Genomic DNA, 18,343 nt, shown 5'->3' on the forward strand with positions numbered 1-18,343 from the left:
AAATGCATTTACATATTTTAGGAATTAGTGGCACATTCATGAGCGCATTGGCTTTGCTAGCACGCGATGCTGGTCATCAAGTAACAGGGTGCGACGCTAACTGTTATCCGCCAGTAAGTGATTTATTAGAAGCAAAAGGTATTCGTTGGTCTGAAGGGTATGAAGACTCTACAGATGCTTTAAAAGCCGATGTTGTTATTGTTGGTAATGCAATTAAAAGAGGCATGCCTGTATTAGAAGCCGTCTTAAATGCAGGTAAAAACTATACATCAGGACCTCAATGGCTTGCAGAAAATATCTTACCTCGTTTTCGTGTTTTAGCTGTTGCAGGAACGCATGGTAAAACAACAACTACCTCTATGTTAGCTTATATTTTAGATCAGGCAGGTTTAAATCCTGGTTTTTTAATCGGTGGAGTTGCGCCTAATTTTAATACAAGTGCTAATTTAGGCCAGGGTGAATGGTTTGTTATTGAGGCAGATGAATATGATAGTGCTTATTTTGATAAACGGCCAAAGCTTATGCACTATCGACCTGAAATTGCTATTCTTAATAATTTAGAATTTGATCATGCTGATATTTATGCGAACTTAGAAGCAATACAACAGCAATTTCATTATTACCTAAAAACAATTCCTAGCAAAGGCATGATTATCAAACCGCGAGATGATGCAGCTCTAAATACTGTCATTGCGCGTGGGGTTTTTTCAAATTTAGAAGATACTGCTATTGATGGAAAAGCAAATTGGCGTGCTGAAATTTTAAACGACAGTGGTTCTGCATTCCGGGTTTTATATAAGCAAGAAGAAATAGCACAAATCACTTGGTCTTTAATAGGTCGATTTAATGTGGAAAATGGTTTGGCAGCAATGGCTGCGAGTTATCATGCAGGTGTAAAACCAGAAGTAGCAGCTCGTGCGCTCGCTTCATTTAAACCAGTAAAAAGACGACTTGAAGTTAGAGCTAATCAGTATGATGTTACTGTTTATGATGATTTTGCCCATCATCCAACAGCTATTTCTAAAACGATTCAAGCCCTACGCCAAAGTAAACGTCATAAACGTATTTTGGTCGTTTTAGAATTTGCTTCTTATACCATGCGTTCAGGCGTCCATGCAGAAAGTATGGCTAAGGCTTTAGCTCAAGTAGATAATGCTTTTATATTAAGCCCAGAGCAATTTGATTTATCAAATTTAGCGCATGATTGGACGTGTACTTTTAAAATTCTACCTAATACCCAGGCTATTATTGATACCGTCGTGCAATGTGTTGCGCCAGGTGATGCTGTCGTTGTGATGAGTAATCGGGGCTTTGATAATATTCACCAGCAGCTCATTAAAAATATTGCAAGCCGTTTTAGTATGGAAGAAAATTTTTCTGCTTAAATAATAGCTTTGAATGGGTGTATTTGCTTTGCCTATATCTGGCTGTTTTTATATTTATACTGTTAGGCTTACGAGTGATGGTTACTAACTTGCGTGGTGCGGCTTTTTGTTTTTCGTGCCACAATTCTTTACCCAACAACTTTATCTGTAGGTGCTATAAACCTTATCCTAGGTTTACGAACCCTTATCTATCAGTACAAGAACTTTCAGTCTATAGACGCTACTTTAACTTCAGGTACTACAAACCTATATACTTAAGTACAGAGTCTCGAATCTGTAAGTAACACAAAACTAATCCACACGCGCTAGAAACTCAAATCTGCAGTTGCCGGAAACCAATCTCTAGTTGCTACGAACCCATATCCCTACGTGCCGCGACTTGTTTGCGGCATTCAGCAGGGGGGAAAGTTAAATTTAAAGATTTATTTGTTAATTAATAAAAAAAAAATATAAGGTTTATAATAAATATAAAAATATACTTGTACTGACATTGATTGTTTATAAATGAATATGTATCTGATTAAGTATCTCTGGATGCCGCGAACAAGTCGCGGCACGTAGGCTTAGATAAAAGTCGATGCGTAAGTTTAGGTAGGAGTGTAAGGGCAAGGGAAGTTATGTGTAGGGCATACGGCGCATAATTTAGAAGGGAGATTTACGACAGGGTGCAAGATATTTATAACCCTCTGATTAAGATATTAGATTTATGGCTATTTAGTGTCTCCTTGCAAATTATGTTATACATTGTTATAAATAAATTGACAGGTAGATCGAGTAACGATCTAGAAACTTTCTTGAATAAGTCTGATATTCCGCATTTGTAGCTGCAAAAAGGTTCAAGAAAGTAAGAAATAAGTCCTGTCGAAGATTCAACCTTAGGCTACATGCTTGCATGTTCTCGTAATGTGAGTAATGAATTGCGGAGGAAATCTAATATGCTAACCTTTGCTCAGCTGCAGCAAAAAGCCGAGTTTTTACCTACAAAGCTATGCAACTCGTATACTAAGCTAGGTACATTAGGTGGTCTTTTTTGTTCTTGCCTTCCTCTTCTTCCTTCTCAACTATTTCAAGATGCCAACTTAATTCAAAATATTGCTAAAAGTCTAAATTACTATACTGCCTTAGAAAAAGAAAAATTATCGGTATTGCAAGGTGCTTATTTGTATATTTGGGAGCGTTATCAAAATTCACTTCAAAAAGTGCTTAATAAACCGCTTATAGATACTCTAAAGGCTCATTTAGAGATTGATTCAATAGAAGAACTGGATAAATATATCTATGAGGAGAGCTATCAAGCGTTAGATGATTTTTGTGGTTGGGTATATCGCAATCGTTCTCATCCTGAGTTAGGTGAATTGTATCGAGCTTTTCCTAATGATATGCAAGCAAACATTCAAATGCGCAATTATCAACCGCAAGAGGATGATACTTCATCATGGGGTTACACTATAACAAGCTTATTGAAGAATATAGGGATTAATAGGTTATTTTAAGGAGATCATATGCCATATGACGCCCCAGATTTTACATTCTTAAAAGATAAAACTGATAATTTACAGCAATCGTTTGCTCAAATAACAAAGCGATATATTTCTCCTAATTATTTAGATTTAAGGGAAAAATTATTAAAGCTAGAGGAATTATATAAAAAGAAAATAAAAGAGAAGCAAAAAGGACGTTGGATTAAATGTGAACCAGATAAAACTAGACTTGAGCAAATCGGATGTATCACTCAATTAGCTAATAATATGCCAAATGAGCAAATAACTCGTAATAAAGCAGTAAGCTTTGAGAGAGCGCAATCTATTCTAATAGGCTCTTGCTTATATCGTTATGCACGTATTAATCATTCCTATGACATACTGTTAGGTTTTTTTGGTCAAGCAGATGACAATAGTGCATTAAATATGGCTCTTCAGGATGTATTAGGTTTATCTAATGAAAATAATATGGATCCCTTAACTTGGGCAAATTGTTGTAGTGATTATCGTGATTATCTATTAAAAGATGATAATTATACCAGTTACAGCTACATAAATAATGATAAAGATATCTTTTTTTCTAACTTAGAAAAGATGATTGTCAGGGAGAAAATCAAAGCACAACCTATCGATAAACAAATTCAATATATTTTATTTATTCAGTCTACACTTAAAATGCTTAATGATTACCCGCAAAAAATAACGCAAATTACTAGTAAATTAAAAACCTTCCTTACTAGCCAAAAGTCAAAAATTAATTATCCGGTTGATAAAACTAAGCTTTTAGATTATTTAAAAAGCCTTAAAGTGGGTAATAATTTATATAATCTATTTACTCAGTTTCTGCCTGAAAATTATTATATTACCTTATCAGAAGCCAAATTAGTGGCGGTTGACGATAGTGAGGCGAAAGAATTAGAAAGTGATATCTTGGAAAGAATTACCATTTATCGTCAATATGCGCTGCTAGCAGCATATATTTTGGTTTTGACCAAAATAAATGAAGTGCAAAAAATAAATGGGTCTTATTTATATAATGTTGACTATAGCGAAAGAGGGCTTATTGAGGATTTAAAAAAAGCATTGAAATTTGCTATTTCAGAACATGGCAATAATCAAATAGAGGATGATACCCGTAACCTAGCTCTAACTGCTTTGCAAGTCTTTATTGATTTAAATGATCAAGTTGAAATTAATACAGAAGTTTGGGGCGGCTTTGAATTATTTAAAGGTGAGTTACATCGGCAATTAATTAATGTAAGGCATCGTTTAAGTGAGTCTATTGATGCTAATACCACTATAGCCTCCGTGATATGAAAAGAGTTTATTATGTTGATTTTAAAAGCTAACTGCGCAAAACATTAATCTTTGGGTTATCCACAAAATCTGTGGATAACGTTGTGTGGAATATGTTTAATGACTGAATATTAAATCCTTAAGCATTAAATGCTACTTCCGTTAATAATATCTTGTAAATCAAAGCCCTACTTCAGTAGACCTTTAATTTTGTTAAAAATTTAATCAATTTTCATTAAAAATTTACTCCAAGCGCTATACTATTAATAAAAAAGCAAGGAATATCTATGGATAAATATCAAGACCGACAAGCTGCCGGTAAAGTTCTTGCTAAGCACTTAAAGGAATATGCCAACAAAGCAAATACGATAGTGTTAGCACTTCCTAGAGGTGGCGTTCCAGTTGCGTATGAAATAGCAAGCGCTTTAAATTTACCGCTCGATGTTTTTTTAGTTAGAAAGCTAGGTGTACCTTGGCATAAAGAATTAGCAATGGGTGCTATTGCTTCGGGTGGCTGTAAATTTTTTAATCAAGAAGTGATAGAATCATTAATCATATCGCAAGATGATATTGATAAAGCTATCCTTAAAGAAGAAAAAGAATTAAAACGTCGTGAAGTACTTTATCGGGACAACCGAGCATTTCCTAGTTTTTATAATAAAAACATCATCTTAGTCGATGACGGTATTGCTACAGGTTCAACCATGCGAGCAGCAATTAAAGCATTAAAAAATAGAAAACCCGCTAGCATGTTAGTAGCTATACCTGTCGCAGCATTATCAACATTCAAAGAAATGACAAGTTTAGTAGATCGGGTTATATGCCCCTTAAAACCTGTGCATTTTTATGCAGTGGGTCTTTGGTATGCCCATTTCCCGCAGATTTCAGATACAGAAGTAACAGACTTACTTAGGAAGGCAAACGAAAATTACTTAGCAAATGCTTCATGAGGTAACTTATGGGTTTTCATTCTTTAGACAAAGCAAAGCAAATTACGATATTGACTGCTAATACTACTTTATCCGGCTTTTTATTTGTTCCTAAAGAGGCTATAGGGCTTGTTTTATTTGTTCATGGTAGTGGAAGTAGTGCACGTAGCAGTCGTAATCAATTTGTTGCAAGTTTTTTAAATGAGGCTAACTTAGCTACTCTTTTATTTGATTTATTAACGCCACAGGAGGAAAAGGTTGATAATATTACTCGGGAATTACGTTTTAATATTTCTTTCTTAGTAAAACGTTTAATAGAAGTGACACATTGGAGTATAAAACAGTTCCCTAGCTTAAATTTAGGTTATTTTGGCGCAAGTACAGGTGCTGCTGCCGCACTTGTTGCCGCAGCAAAAGAGCAAAAAATTATTAAGGCTGTCGTTTCTCGTGGTGGACGGCCAGATTTAGCGGGCGATTTTTTATCAGAAGTAAAAGCACCAACGTTACTTATTATAGGCGGAAGAGATAAAGTAGTTATTGATTTAAATCAATTAGCTTTGGAACATTTAACGTGTACTAAGCAATTAGAAATTGTGCCTGGTGCAACTCATTTGTTTGAAGAAAAGGGCGCTTTACCACAAGTTGCTGAGCTCGCAAAAAACTGGTTCACTACACATCTTTCTATTTAAGCAGCCTTATCGGAGGAGACATGGATGCCTACCATAAAGTCATTCAAGTATTAAATGAAGCAATAAAACCTTTGTCTGGCCATAAGCAGGATTATTCTGAATTGATTGCAAGAATAGGCGATAGACGTTTTGTTTTGCTAGGGGAAGCAACGCATGGCACTGAAGAATTCTACCAAGCTCGTATAGACATTACTAAACGTTTAATTGAAGAAAAAGGATTCATGGCAGTTGCCATTGAAGGTGATTGGCCTGATGCCTACGGCATCCATCGTTATATTCAAGGTAAAGGAAATATTAATGACAATGAGAAGTCATTAAGCCAATTTCAGCGTTTTCCTACGTGGATGTGGCGAAATACCACTATGTCACCTTTTGTCAAATGGTTGCGAATGTATAACGATAAATTAGCAGCAAATCAGAAAATTGGATTTTATGGACTTGATTTGTATAGTCTAAATGCCTCAATTACAGCTGTAATTAATTATCTAATGAAAGTTGACCCTAAAGCTGCCAAGCAAGCTATTGAACGTTATGGTTGCTTTGATTATCAACGTTTAGATGCTCAATCTTATGGCTATTTAGCTAACTTAGGTATTAAAAAGAGATGTATAAAAGAAGCCTTAGCTGTTTTAGTTGATTTACAGCAAAATGCGTTTGACTATTTACGTCAAGACGGGATTCAGCTTGAAGATGATTATTTTTTTGCAACTCAAAATGCTCGTATTGTAAAAGACGCTGAACATTATTATCGCTCTATGTTTGAAGGTTACGCTTCTTCATGGAATATCCGCGATCAGCATATGGCAGAAACAGTAAACGTTTTAGCTGATCATTTAGAGCGACGATTGCAAAAACCAGCAAAAATAGTTATATGGGCGCATAATTCTCACGTAGGTGATGCACGTGCTACAGAACGCAATGATCAGGATGAAATTAATATAGGACAATTAATAAGAGAACAACATGATTTAAGTACTTATTTATTAGGCTTTTCTACTTACGAAGGATCTGTTAGGGCAGCTTCAGATTGGGATGAGCCTTCAGAATGTAAGCAAATAGTACCCGGACTTAAAAGCAGCTATGAAGAATTATTTCATCAGTTAACTTACAAAAATTTTATTTTATATCTACCTGGGGATGAACAATTAAAGCACTTCTTGAAAATTCCCCGCTTACAACGAGCTATTGGGGTAATTTATAGGCCAGAAACAGAACGTTTTAGCCATTACTTTTTTACCCATTTGACTAATCAATTTGATTGCTTAATTCACTTTGATAAAACGAATGCTCTACAGGAGCTTGCAGTAGAGCAAGTAAGCTAATCTAGCTGTAACTTATAAGGTAACAGACTATAATTTAATTATATTTTTTTAGCAAAAATCATTGGCAATATGCTATTCGATTTATTTATTGGTGGCGCTAAGCTTACTTCCATTGCAAGGTTTTTAGGCTATAGAGGTGGGTAAATAATGGATAGAGACTTAGGTTATTGGGAAACAATTAAAGTTCTCATGCATGATTTATTTGCTGGTAATGATTTAGTTGTGGTGGCTTTAAGATTACAAGGAAACATCGAAGTTGATTTATTAAAGAAAGCCTTAAATTTAGGTTTTCAGCGCCACCCTTTATTACGCGCTACCATTAGACCTAAGGCTGATGGATATTGTTTTAAAGTTGGAATAGATTTCATGCAAGTGCCGATTCTTATTTTACAGCAAACACACCCAGACCAGCCGCTTGAAATCCTTGAAAAAGAGATAAAAACGCCTTTTCTAGTCGATCAATATCTATGGCGTGTTACTTTATTAAAAGCAAAAGAAAGCTGTCATTTAATGCTATCTTTTCACCATGCTATATGTGATGGCACGGCTATTTTTACTTTTATCCATGAACTATTATCTTATTATGACATGCTAGAGCATAAGTTAGAGCCTAAATTTAAAGTATTAGAGTTACTAAAGCCACAGGAAAATTTTCTTCTAGAAAAAATTAATTGGAGTAACTACTTAAAGCAAGTGATAAAATACCAAGCTATAAAGAGAAAAGGTTGGCAATTTGATACCCCTGCTCCACTGCAGCAGCGGGTACCTAAATTAATTATTAAAAAAATTTCCATAGAATTAATAAATAACTTAGAAAAACTGTGTAAAAAAAATAAGGTTTCGTTAAATTCTCTGTTTAATGCCCTTACATTAATAACCAAGTATAACTTAGATGGGTATCCTTATAATGGAACTTTATGTACTTGGGTTAATACTCGCGATATTTGTTATCCAGCTATAGAGCCACACAATTTTGGTTATTTCGTCAATTATATCGCCACTAAACATCATATTACTAAAAATACTAATATTTGGGATTTAGCTAGGGATTATCATTCACAGCTTAAAAGTCGCTTACCAGAATTAGGGGGCTTTCCGGGAAAATTTAATTTAAATCAAGCAAAAAAAAATTATAATATGAAATTTTTAGAGAAAACAGATCATTTTCTATACGATTTCACTTTATCTTATTTATCTAAAATACCATTAGCAACCCATTATGGTTCGTTAACGTTGGCGGATTTAAGTATAGGTGTAAATATCGTCTCAGGGTTCGCCGCTATGGTGCTAGAAATTTTTAATTTTCAAACAGAAGTAGCCTTTGCTTGTTGTTATGTAGAGCCACTAATTAATCGAGCATGGGTTGCAGAATATATGTCTAAATTTCAGGATATACTCATCAGCCTAGAATTTTGAGCAAATGGATTTAAAATTTCCAAATTAGAATGTTTTTTTATAAATGACGTAAAAAAACAAGATTTTTAATATTGCCTTAATGATAATTTTTTATAATATCCTTAATTGATAAAATAATTGGAAATAAAATGTCCGGTTCGGTCGGAAAAAAAATTAATAATTTATCTAATATTGATAAGCTTAATTTAAATTCATCAGTAACATCTCAATTAGATATTAGCAATAATAAAGAGCGTCATTTAAGTATACGTTTATTATGTAAAGCAGAGATTTCGCTGGCCATAGGCGCTTTTTGTGGCATGCTTGCTGTTATTTCTCTTGTATTCTTACCTATGTCTACTTTAGTATCACCTGTTATTATTACATCTACGTTTGTAGCTGCTGTATCAGCCATTACAGCACTAGTTCTGTTAGTGATTTCATCTTCTATAGTCGGTATAAAGAACAACAATATAATGGTAGAACAGGAACCGGTATCAATATATCAAAGCATTGCTGAAGCTAATTATATGGAAGAAGAAGTGGCTTAATTAAGGATATATACTTCGCTCTCAAACTAATCCTTTTTTTGTTTATTTTTAAGGTATTAACCTAGACTAAGGTAAATTAAAAACAGGAATAACAGAGTTCAGCAAATTAAAAATAAAGTAGAAAACCAATTTTGTGTTTTACCTTAAGAGAGGCTAATTAAGACAATAATTATTGTCAAGTGCTCAAGGACTTCTCGTATTATTAATTGGTTCCCTAGATTTAATCCTTAAGCAATTAATATTTAAGCCGAAATAATAAATAACACCTCTTTAATAAACATCATAATTAAGTAATACTCTACTATAGTTAGAGTTAATTATTTTTTTAAATATTGCTGTCTTAGGGAATGTATACCAATTAAATATGAAAAATACGGATAAAAAAAGGGATGTTACGCTGGGTTCAACTATCGCTGCATTAGGGGTTGTCTATGGCGATATAGGTACGAGTCCACTTTACGCATTGCGTGAGTCGATAGGTGGGCTACCCGTCAATGTAGTAGATGTTTTAGGAATTTTATCCCTCATTTTTTGGTCGCTGGTTATCATTATTTCAATTAAATATTTAACCGTTGTTTTTCGAGCAGATAATAATGGCGAAGGCGGTATACTGGCCTTACTTGCTCTTTTAAAACAAAAAAGTACTAAACACGAAAAATTTTTCTATTTATTAGCTATTTTTGGCGCCGGCTTACTTTTAGGCGATGGCATGTTAACGCCTGCTATTTCGGTCATGTCTGCTGTAGAAGGTTTAAAAACTTTTGCACCTGATCTTGATAGTTATATACTTCCTATCTCATTTTCTATTCTTTTTTTATTGTTTATCGTTCAAGAAAAAGGTACAGGTAGGATAGGGGCAATATTTGGCCCTATTATTCTTATTTGGTTTATTACTATTGCTTGTTTAGGTATAGCGCAAATCATTCACAATCCTAGTGTGTTACGTGCAATTAATCCTTCTTATGCTGTTCACTTTTTAATAAGCTCAGGTTGGCAGGGTTATTTTTTATTAGGTGGAGTTTTTCTAGTCGTAACAGGAGGTGAAGCGCTTTATGCTGACATCGGTCATTTTGGTAAAAATTCGATTCGTATAAGTTGGTTTAGTGTGGTCTTTCCTAGTTTAATTTTAAATTATTTTGGCCAAGGAGCTTATTTATTAATAAATCCTGAGGCTATTAGTAATCCTTTTTTTATGATTGCCCCCACTTGGTTTGGCATCCCACTTTTAGTCATTGCCACCCTAGCAACAATTATTGCCTCTCAAGCGGTAATAACAGCAACCTTTTCACTGGCTAGGCAAGCTATGCTGCTGGGCTTTTGCCCACGCATTCAAATTGTTCATACTTCTAAAGAATACCAAGGACAAATATATGTGCCTCAAATTAATTTTATCTTGGCATTAGGCACATTCTTTCTACTACTGACTTTTCGAAGTTCAAGTAACTTAGCACATGCTTATGGTATCGCTGTTAACTTAGATATGTTGCTAATTAGTTTAATGGTTGCTTATACAGCTTTGCATATTTGGAATTGGTCTTGGGCTAGAGTTCTTCTCATTTTTAGTGTATTTGTCTTCATTGATTTAGCTTATTTAGGCGCTAATTTACATAAATTCTTAACAGGCGGTTGGGTTCCAGTCTCCTTTGCTTTAGTAATAGGCTTTATTATGTACACTTGGACTAATGGCTTAGAATATTTAAGAAATAATGTTTACCTTAAGAAAGAGGATTTATCTAAGATACTTAAGCAGTTAAATTACAGAAAATTACATCAGTTAAGTGGGGTTACTTCTATTTTTATTACTGATATCTATGATAAAAGTGGTGGTAGTTTCCTTCATTTCTTAAAACTTAGTCATGCAATGCCTGAACATGTACTTATCGTAAGTTATACGGTAGAAAATATTCCTTATGTACATTACAGTAGGCGTTATGAAGTTAATTGTCTTAATGACAAAGTTTGTAAGTTAGTCTTACATTATGGGTTTATGGATGCTATATCAATTCCGGCAGCACTTAATCATGCCAATATTAGGCGAGTTTTACCCTTTTTAATCAATGTTGATATTGCTACCTTTATTGTTGAGGTGCCAAATATTTTTGCCTCTAAAAAGAAACGTACACTAATGTTTCATTTTCAAGAGAAGATTTTTGAATTCCTAATGCGTAATTATTCAGCAAATTTGAATATCGATTTTTATGATATACCTCATAATCGAACCATGGCTATTGGCGCATACTATATTGTCTAAACGTTATTATACTTTTATCTCGGCATAACTTTGTTGCGTGGATAATAAATGTCTTTCCCCATAGGCAGGAATCCATGTGTAAATTAGCCTCAGTGGTTATTGAGGGATAAATCCCCGTTTATACGGGGATGATAATGAATTTATAAGTGATAATATAGACACACTTTCGTTATAATTAGCTTTTAAACTTATTTACGCAACAATACCTCTCAGAATTGCCGAGATAAATGTTTTATTCAACACCAACTGTTACTTTACCTGCTGTATAAGAATGGGCGCCAATACCAGCCAGTTTACCTTCTTTAACTACTAAATAGTCATTACGAATAGGTCGACCAGCAAACCAGCATTCTAATATTTCGCGAGTTCCTGCTGCATAGCGGGCTTGTGCTGACAAAGAAGTCCCTGAGATGTGTGGCGTCATGCCATGATTTGGCATATAACGCCATGGGTGATTAGAGGGAGCTGGTTGTGGAAACCAAACATCTCCAGCATAGCCTGCAATGTGGCCTTCTTTAATGGCTTTTTCAATTGCTGCAGTATCACAAATTTTACCGCGAGCTGTGTTAATTAAATAGACACCGCGCTTCATCTTCTGAATTAAGGCTTTATTAAATAAGTGTTCTGTTTCAGGGTGTAGAGGAATATTGATAGTAACCACATCACAAAGTGGTAGCATTGTTTGTAAATCTGCGTGATAAACAAGCCCTAGCTCTTGCTCTTTTTCAAGCGGTAACCGATGTTTATCGGTATAATGCATTTTAACATCAAATCCTTTAAGCCGCTTCATAACGGCGATTCCAATACGACCGGCGCCCACTGAACCAATAACCATACCTTCAACATCATAAGAACGAGATACGCAATCAGCAATATTCCATCCACCATTGACTGCCCATTGATAAGAGGGAATATAGTTTCTAACAAGCGTTAGAATAACCATAACAACATGTTCAGCCACACTAATACTATTTGAATAAGTAACTTCAGTAACGGTTATGCCTTTATCCATTGCGGCTTGTAAATCAGTATGATCAGAGCCAATACCAGCTGTAATAACTAACTTAAGATTTTTAGCTTTTTCTAGGCGCTTAGCAGTTAAATAGGCAGGCCAGAAGGGCTGCGAAATAACAATGTCAGCATCGGGTAGTTCTTTTTCAAAAGTTGAGTTAGGACCTTCTTTATCACTAGTGACAATCAGAGTATGACCTTGTTCTTCAAGGAATTTACGTAATCCTAATTCACCAGAAACACTGCCTAAAAGTGTGCCTGGTTTAAAATCTACGTGACTTGGATTAGGTACGGAGCTGCCATCAGGGTAGTGTGTTATAAATGGTAAATCATCACGAGGATAGCTCGTAGGGTAGCCATTAACCGGATCTTCATAAAGGACGCAAAGTACTTTTGCCATAGATTTCTTCCTAGTCTTATTTTAATTTGATAAAAAATTAACTATAAGTTAATTTTGATGTTTATCCTAAGCTTGGCAAATACAAAGTCAAGAAAAATATTAGACTTCTTTAGAAACGCTACTGCAAAGACCAATTTACAGGCTGAACTGCTCAAATCCTCATGTATTTTATGTCTTCCACTTTTTTTGGCCACGTAATTCCAGATCCAATTACGCCTCTAGATCCTGCATAGGAATAGGGTAGGACATAGTGCATAAATAAGAAAAGGTTTAATCAAACAACTCTAAAATTTTTTCAGGCGGCCGTCCAATAACTGCTTTGCCTTTAAATGTAACAATAGGGCGCTGCATTAATGCAGGCTCTTCTACGATAGCTTGTAAAATTTTATCTTCGTCATTTAATGACAGCCCTAACTCTTTAAAGGATTTATCTGTGGTTCGCACAAAGTCTTCAAGCTTAAAATGTGAACGCAAACTCTTTAATTGATTAAATGTAAGTGGTGTTTTTAGGTATTCAACAACAGTAGGCTTAAAGCCCCTATCTTCTAATATTTCTAAAGCTTTTCTCGATTTTGAACAGAGTGGATTATAGTAAATAGTAATTTCTTGCATAGTATTCATTGCTTTTTTAGTGAGGGTTTATCTAAAATTGTTAGACAGCGTTATAGAACAAGCTACTTTTAATAGCAGCTTGTTCTAAGAATGTTTACTCATCATCCCAGCTTAATGTTCCACCAGCTTGATACTCAATAACACGCGTTTCAAAAAAGTTTTTCTCTTTCTTTAAATCCATAATTTCACTCATCCAAGGGAATGGATTCTCCGCGCCTGGGTATTGTTCAGGTAAGCCAATTTGGTTTAAACGTCGATTAGCTATAAACTGAAGGTATTCTTCAAACATATCGGCATTCATACCTAAAATACCATGAGGCATCGTATCTTTAGCATAAGTATATTCAAGCTCAACACCTTCTTTTATTAGTTGAATAATTTCTTCTTTAAATTCAGGTGTCCATAAATGAGGATTTTCAATTTTAATTTGATTAATGACGTCAATACCAAAATTCATATGCATGGATTCATCACGTAAAATATATTGGAATTGTTCAGATGTCCCAACCATCTTATTACGACGACCCATTGACAGAATTTGGGTAAAGCCTACATAAAAGAAAATACCCTCAAAAACAACATAAAAAGCAATTAAATCGCGTAATAAGCGTTGATCATCTTCTGGCGTACCCGTATGAAAGTTGGGATCGCTTAAACTTTGAGTAAATGGAAGCGCCCACGCTGCTTTCTTAGCTACTGAGGGAATTTCTCGATACATATTAAATACAGCTGCTTCATTTAAGCCTAAACTCTCAATAATATATTGATACGCATGGGTATGAAGGGCTTCTTCAAATGCCTGTCTTAATAAATATTGTCGGCATTCAGGGTTGGTAATATGACGATACACTGCTAAGACTAAATTATTAGCAACTAATGAATCAGCTGTTGAGAAGAAGCCTAGATTACGAAGAATGATTAAGCGTTCATCTTCTGTTAAGCCATTTGGATCTTTCCATAATGCAACATCTGGGCTCATATTAATCTCATTAGGCATCCAATGATTTGCGCAAGCGGTTAAGTATTTATCCCACGCCCAGGTGTATTTAAAAGGGACGAGCTGATTTAAGTCAGCTCGGCAGTTGATAATTTGTTTATCATCTACTTGAATACGATCAGCGCCCATTTCTAAGGGCTCTAGGCCTGTGGCATGTAATACATTTTCCGTAGCCATAGTTGGTTCACTCTGTAACTCTGTCATTTATTTTCCTCCTATTGGCAAGCTTCGCAGTCTGGATCGAGGATTGAACATACTTTAGGTTCTTCAATCTTTACTGCATTTAAAGCGCCATCATGAATAGTTGATTTTTCAGCATTACTAGCACCTAAACTACGTAAGTAATAAGTTGTTTTTAAGCCGCGTAACCATGCTTGTTTATACAGTTCATCAAGTTTTTTACCTGATGGCTTAGCCATATAAATATTTAATGATTGTGCTTGATCAATCCATTTTTGTCGTCTTGATCCAGCTTCAATTAACCACATAGGATCAACTTCAAAAGCGGTAGCATAACGTGCTTTAAGCTCCGCTGGAATTCGATTAATAGGCTGAACACTACCATTGAAATATTTTAAGTCATTAACCATGACTTCATCCCATAAGTTTAATGCTTTTAACTCAGCAACTAAATAAGGATTAATAACAGTAAATTCGCCTGAAAGGTTAGATTTTACATATAAGTTTTGGTAAGTCGGTTCAATAGATTGTGAAACACCACAGATATTAGAAATAGTTGCCGTGGGTGCAATGGCCATCACATTAGAGTTGCGCATGCCTTGCGTGCGAACTTTAATTCGTAAACTTTCCCAATCCATGCGTTGCGATCTATCTTGCTCTAAATATTTATCCCGCGATTGTTGTAATAAATTAATAGAATCAATTGGTAGAATACCTTTACTCCATAATGAACCTTCATAACTTGAATAGCTACCACGTTCTTGCGCGAGTTCACAAGACGCTTCTATTGCATAATAGCTAATCATTTCCATAGAAACATCAGCAAATTCTACAGCTTCTTGTGAGGTATAATTAAGTTTCAATTCGTATAATGCATCTTGAAAACCCATTAATCCTAAGCCAATTGGACGATGTTTTAAGTTAGAATTACGTGCTTGCGGGACAGAATAGAAATTAATATCGATCACGTTATCAAGCATTCGAATTGCTGTTTTAATTGTGCGTTTTAACTTTTCTTCATCAAGTTTACCATCGGTTAAATGCGCTGGTAAGTTTAAGCTACCTAAATTGCAAACTGCAATTTCATTAGCAGAGGTATTTAACGTAATCTCTGTACAAAGATTTGAGCTATGAACAACACCAGCATGTTGCTGAGGCGAACGTAGATTACATGGATCTTTAAAAGTAAGCCATGGATGACCAGTTTCAAATAACATTGATAGCATTTTACGCCATAAGGTTACCGCTGCAATTGACTTAGCATTTTTAATTTCACCACGCGCTACTTTTGCTTCCGCTCTCACATAAGCTGCTTCAAAGGCTTGACCATAAACCTCGTGTAAATCAGGTGTTTCATCAGGTGAGAAAAGCGTCCATTGGCCATCCTCATGAACACGTTTCATAAATAAGTCAGGGATCCAAACTGCGGTATTCATATCATGCGTACGACGTCTATCATCCCCTGTGTTTTTACGTAGCTCCAGGAATTCTTCAATATCACGATGCCAGCATTCAAGATACGCACACACAGCCCCTTTGCGCTTGCCACCTTGATTCACTGCAACAGCAGTAGCATTAACTACGTTTAAGAAGGGCACCACACCTTGAGATTTACCATTCGTGCCTTTGATATGGGAACCCATTGCGCGCACCGGTGTCCAATCATTACCTAAACCACCAGCAAATTTAGATAATAAAGCATTATCTTTAATAGCGCTGTAGATACCGTCTAGATGATCTGGTACCGTTGTGAGGTAACAACTCGATAATTGCGGTCTAACTGTACCTGAATTAAAAAGAGTGGGTGTAGAAGACATATAATCAAATGAAGAAAGCAATAAATAAAATTCAATTGCTTTTTCTTCTTTGTTTTGCTCACGAATAGCAAGTCCCATGGCCACGCGCATAAAAAAGGCTTGGGGTAATTCATAACGCACGCCATTTTCATGAATAAAATAACGATCATAGAGTGTTTGTAAACTTAGATAAGTAAACTGCATATCTCGTTGTGGCAATAAAGCCTGAGCCAATTTATCTAAATTAAATTCACCTAATTTGCTATCAAGTATACCTTGCTCAATTCCTTGCCCAATAAACACTTTAAAATAGGAAGGATAAAGCTTAGCCATCTCATCAAAAGTTGCTTCAGTTTGAATGTTAAGTTTATTTAAAGCTTCACTACGTAAACTATCAAGCAGTAATCGTGCCGTAACATAAGTATAGTTTGGCTCTTTCTCTACTAAAGTACGTGCAGCCATAATAAGGGCACGATGTACATCTTCTAGTTTTGCTTGATTATATAGATTACGTAGCGCATCTTTAACAACAGGCTCAGGATTAACATTCTCAAGATCACGGCAAGCTTCTTGTACAATGGTGTTTACTCTGGCCATATCTAATGGTCTAGCTTCACCATCAGGCATTACGATCAGAGGAACTTTACTATCTTTAGCTTGCTGCTGTTTTGCAGCTTCACGCGCTTTACGATGTTCTTCTCGATAAAGTACATAAGCACGAGCTACTTTATAATGGTGATTACGCATCAATGCTAATTCAACTTGATCTTGAACATCTTCAATATGAATCGTTCCGCCCGCAGGTTGACGACGTTTAAGCGCAGCCGTAATTTGTTGAGTAATTTCCTCAATTTGTTGATGAATGCGATTAGAGGCTACTGCATTATTGCCTTCTTCAGCAATAAATGCCTTGGTAATGGCTACTTTGATTTTATTATCATCATAACTAACTACCTTACCATTACGCTTAATGACTTTAAGTACACCTGGTGCATTTGTAGTTAGTTCAATTTGATTAATATAAGGCATAGTATCTACCGATTGCTCTGACATAGGTTCTCCATTCTATTTAATGAAGAAATCATAACTTAAGTATAGCACAAACACAATATATAGCGTTATTTTTAACTTTATTTAACTATATATTGTGTTTTTCCTGTAAAAAACTTGTGGATAACTTGTAGATAGTCTAAAAATTCTTTTTAAAATAAAGCCTAAACCAATAGGCTTAATTAAATTGGAGAGAAGTTTTAATTAAGCCTTGGAAAAGCGGAATATATTCAATGGGAAATAGTGGTAACTTGGTTAACTCAAGTACGCATAAACTATTTAATAGTACTTGCTTTAAGATTATTTAGCCAGTGTTGACGATTATCTTGGCCCATATCTGGCTGTTTTATAACATAGTGTAATAAATAAAGTCCTTTAGGCGTCTCAGTGATTTTCTGTAATTCATTTTGCTCTAAGTTAGCGGGGCTTGTTACTTTAAATTCAAAAATAATTTGCTTAGGTGTTTGCTCCCAGATAGTGATCTTGGGATTTAATCCTGTTTGTTTGAAGTTATTTAAAATAAGTTCTAAATAATCTTTAGGTGTGATTGGCTTTTGCCCATTAGGTATAAATTGGGTGGTAATAAGCTCTTTCCAGTTATCAATATTGTCGCCTGCAGGTAAATACTCAATTGTTGTTATCGTGTTATCTTGTTTCCCCCACGCTGCCTGCCAAACTCTGCTATCAAAAACTATATTTTGTTGTTCGCTATTTCTAATAGCGTCTGTAATGCTGGCATCATTAGTTTGTAATCGTTTAGTACTGCAGTAAGTATCACCTTTATAATTATAGTATTCTACGCATTGCGGATTATTTTCATTATTAACTTTAATTAAGTCGCTAGGATTAATAGAGCCATGGCTGATGGATATTAAAGTTAACAGACTAAAACCAAAAATAGTTTTTTGCACAAAAACTCCCTGTAAATAAGATTTAAGTGTAGCAAAGATAACGACCTATAAAGAGAGATTATGTCGAATCGCGTTAATTTACAGAAA

14 protein-coding genes are annotated in these 18,343 nt (G+C 35.1%); 9 read left to right on the top strand and 5 right to left on the bottom strand.

Annotated features, from left to right (window positions below; translation table 11 throughout):
• Positions 1-2 precede the first annotated feature (2 nt).
• The 9 genes from mpl to E1P04_RS02680 all read left to right on the top strand — a co-directional run bounded on the left by mpl (position 3) and on the right by E1P04_RS02680 (position 11,299).
• A complete protein-coding gene (gene mpl, locus E1P04_RS02640; RefSeq protein WP_131781375.1) occupies positions 3-1,385 on the top strand; it encodes a UDP-N-acetylmuramate:L-alanyl-gamma-D-glutamyl-meso-diaminopimelate ligase in 1,383 nt (460 codons plus the stop codon).
• Positions 1,386-2,320: 935 nt separating this feature from the next.
• Positions 2,321-2,878 (top strand): hypothetical protein, encoded by a 558-nt coding sequence (locus E1P04_RS02645; RefSeq protein WP_131781376.1) that lies wholly within the window; start codon positions 2,321-2,323, stop codon positions 2,876-2,878.
• A gap of 9 nt (positions 2,879-2,887) precedes the next feature.
• Positions 2,888-4,183 carry a hypothetical protein gene (locus tag E1P04_RS02650; RefSeq protein WP_131781377.1) on the top strand — a complete coding sequence of 432 codons (1,296 nt, stop codon included), beginning with the start codon at positions 2,888-2,890 and terminating at the stop codon, positions 4,181-4,183.
• 266 nt (positions 4,184-4,449) lie between these two features.
• The gene (locus E1P04_RS02655; protein WP_131781378.1) at positions 4,450-5,112 is read left to right on the top strand and encodes a phosphoribosyltransferase; all 663 of its coding nucleotides are present in this window, start codon (positions 4,450-4,452) and stop codon (positions 5,110-5,112) included.
• An 8-nt stretch (positions 5,113-5,120) separates the two neighbouring features.
• Positions 5,121-5,780: a dienelactone hydrolase family protein gene (locus tag E1P04_RS02660; RefSeq protein WP_131781379.1), complete on the top strand. Its 660-nt coding sequence runs from the start codon at positions 5,121-5,123 to the stop codon at positions 5,778-5,780.
• A gap of 20 nt (positions 5,781-5,800) precedes the next feature.
• Positions 5,801-7,102 carry an erythromycin esterase family protein gene (locus tag E1P04_RS02665; protein WP_131781380.1) on the top strand — a complete coding sequence of 434 codons (1,302 nt, stop codon included), beginning with the start codon at positions 5,801-5,803 and terminating at the stop codon, positions 7,100-7,102.
• 147 nt (positions 7,103-7,249) lie between these two features.
• Positions 7,250-8,518, top strand: coding sequence for a condensation domain-containing protein (locus E1P04_RS02670; protein WP_131781381.1), 1,269 nt, complete (start codon positions 7,250-7,252; stop codon positions 8,516-8,518).
• A 128-nt stretch (positions 8,519-8,646) separates the two neighbouring features.
• Entirely contained in the window at positions 8,647-9,048 is a 402-nt protein-coding gene (locus E1P04_RS02675) for a hypothetical protein (protein ID WP_131781382.1), read from the top strand.
• Between the two features lie 364 nt (positions 9,049-9,412).
• Positions 9,413-11,299 carry a potassium transporter Kup gene (locus E1P04_RS02680; protein WP_131781383.1) on the top strand — a complete coding sequence of 629 codons (1,887 nt, stop codon included), beginning with the start codon at positions 9,413-9,415 and terminating at the stop codon, positions 11,297-11,299.
• Between the two features lie 232 nt (positions 11,300-11,531).
• Here the strand turns inward: E1P04_RS02680 and E1P04_RS02685 are convergent, their stop codons facing one another.
• The 5 genes from E1P04_RS02685 to E1P04_RS02705 all read right to left on the bottom strand — a co-directional run bounded on the left by E1P04_RS02685 (position 11,532) and on the right by E1P04_RS02705 (position 18,256).
• The gene (locus E1P04_RS02685; protein WP_131781384.1) at positions 11,532-12,710 is read right to left on the bottom strand and encodes an NAD-dependent formate dehydrogenase; all 1,179 of its coding nucleotides are present in this window, start codon (positions 12,708-12,710) and stop codon (positions 11,532-11,534) included.
• Positions 12,711-12,980: 270 nt separating this feature from the next.
• A complete protein-coding gene (gene arsC / locus E1P04_RS02690) occupies positions 12,981-13,322 on the bottom strand; it encodes an arsenate reductase (glutaredoxin) (RefSeq protein ID WP_131781556.1) in 342 nt (113 codons plus the stop codon).
• A 94-nt stretch (positions 13,323-13,416) separates the two neighbouring features.
• Positions 13,417-14,523, bottom strand: a complete 1,107-nt coding sequence (locus E1P04_RS02695) for a ribonucleotide-diphosphate reductase subunit beta (RefSeq protein ID WP_131781385.1) — start codon at positions 14,521-14,523, stop codon at positions 13,417-13,419.
• Positions 14,524-14,534: 11 nt separating this feature from the next.
• Entirely contained in the window at positions 14,535-17,324 is a 2,790-nt protein-coding gene (locus E1P04_RS02700) for a ribonucleoside-diphosphate reductase subunit alpha (RefSeq protein ID WP_427853123.1), read from the bottom strand.
• Between the two features lie 296 nt (positions 17,325-17,620).
• The gene (locus E1P04_RS02705) at positions 17,621-18,256 is read right to left on the bottom strand and encodes a hypothetical protein (RefSeq protein ID WP_131781387.1); all 636 of its coding nucleotides are present in this window, start codon (positions 18,254-18,256) and stop codon (positions 17,621-17,623) included.
• Positions 18,257-18,343 lie beyond the last annotated feature (87 nt).

This window comes from Legionella gresilensis (genome assembly GCF_900639865.1).
Classification (GTDB): domain Bacteria; phylum Pseudomonadota; class Gammaproteobacteria; order Legionellales; family Legionellaceae; genus Legionella_C; species Legionella_C gresilensis.

Coding starts and splice junctions, on each gene's coding strand:
- E1P04_RS02670 (WP_131781381.1), top strand. CDS start 7,250: ATGGATAGAGACTTAGGTTATTGGGAAACAATTAAAGTTCTCATGCAT.
- E1P04_RS02695 (WP_131781385.1), bottom strand. CDS start 14,523: ATGACAGAGTTACAGAGTGAACCAACTATGGCTACGGAAAATGTATTA.
- E1P04_RS02675 (WP_131781382.1), top strand. CDS start 8,647: ATGTCCGGTTCGGTCGGAAAAAAAATTAATAATTTATCTAATATTGAT.
- E1P04_RS02680 (WP_131781383.1), top strand. CDS start 9,413: ATGAAAAATACGGATAAAAAAAGGGATGTTACGCTGGGTTCAACTATC.
- E1P04_RS02700 (WP_427853123.1), bottom strand. CDS start 17,324: ATGCCTTATATTAATCAAATTGAACTAACTACAAATGCACCAGGTGTA.
- E1P04_RS02655 (WP_131781378.1), top strand. CDS start 4,450: ATGGATAAATATCAAGACCGACAAGCTGCCGGTAAAGTTCTTGCTAAG.
- E1P04_RS02685 (WP_131781384.1), bottom strand. CDS start 12,710: ATGGCAAAAGTACTTTGCGTCCTTTATGAAGATCCGGTTAATGGCTAC.
- E1P04_RS02660 (WP_131781379.1), top strand. CDS start 5,121: ATGGGTTTTCATTCTTTAGACAAAGCAAAGCAAATTACGATATTGACT.
- mpl (WP_131781375.1), top strand. CDS start 3: ATGCATTTACATATTTTAGGAATTAGTGGCACATTCATGAGCGCATTG.
- E1P04_RS02665 (WP_131781380.1), top strand. CDS start 5,801: ATGGATGCCTACCATAAAGTCATTCAAGTATTAAATGAAGCAATAAAA.
- E1P04_RS02650 (WP_131781377.1), top strand. CDS start 2,888: ATGCCATATGACGCCCCAGATTTTACATTCTTAAAAGATAAAACTGAT.
- E1P04_RS02645 (WP_131781376.1), top strand. CDS start 2,321: ATGCTAACCTTTGCTCAGCTGCAGCAAAAAGCCGAGTTTTTACCTACA.
- arsC (WP_131781556.1), bottom strand. CDS start 13,322: ATGCAAGAAATTACTATTTACTATAATCCACTCTGTTCAAAATCGAGA.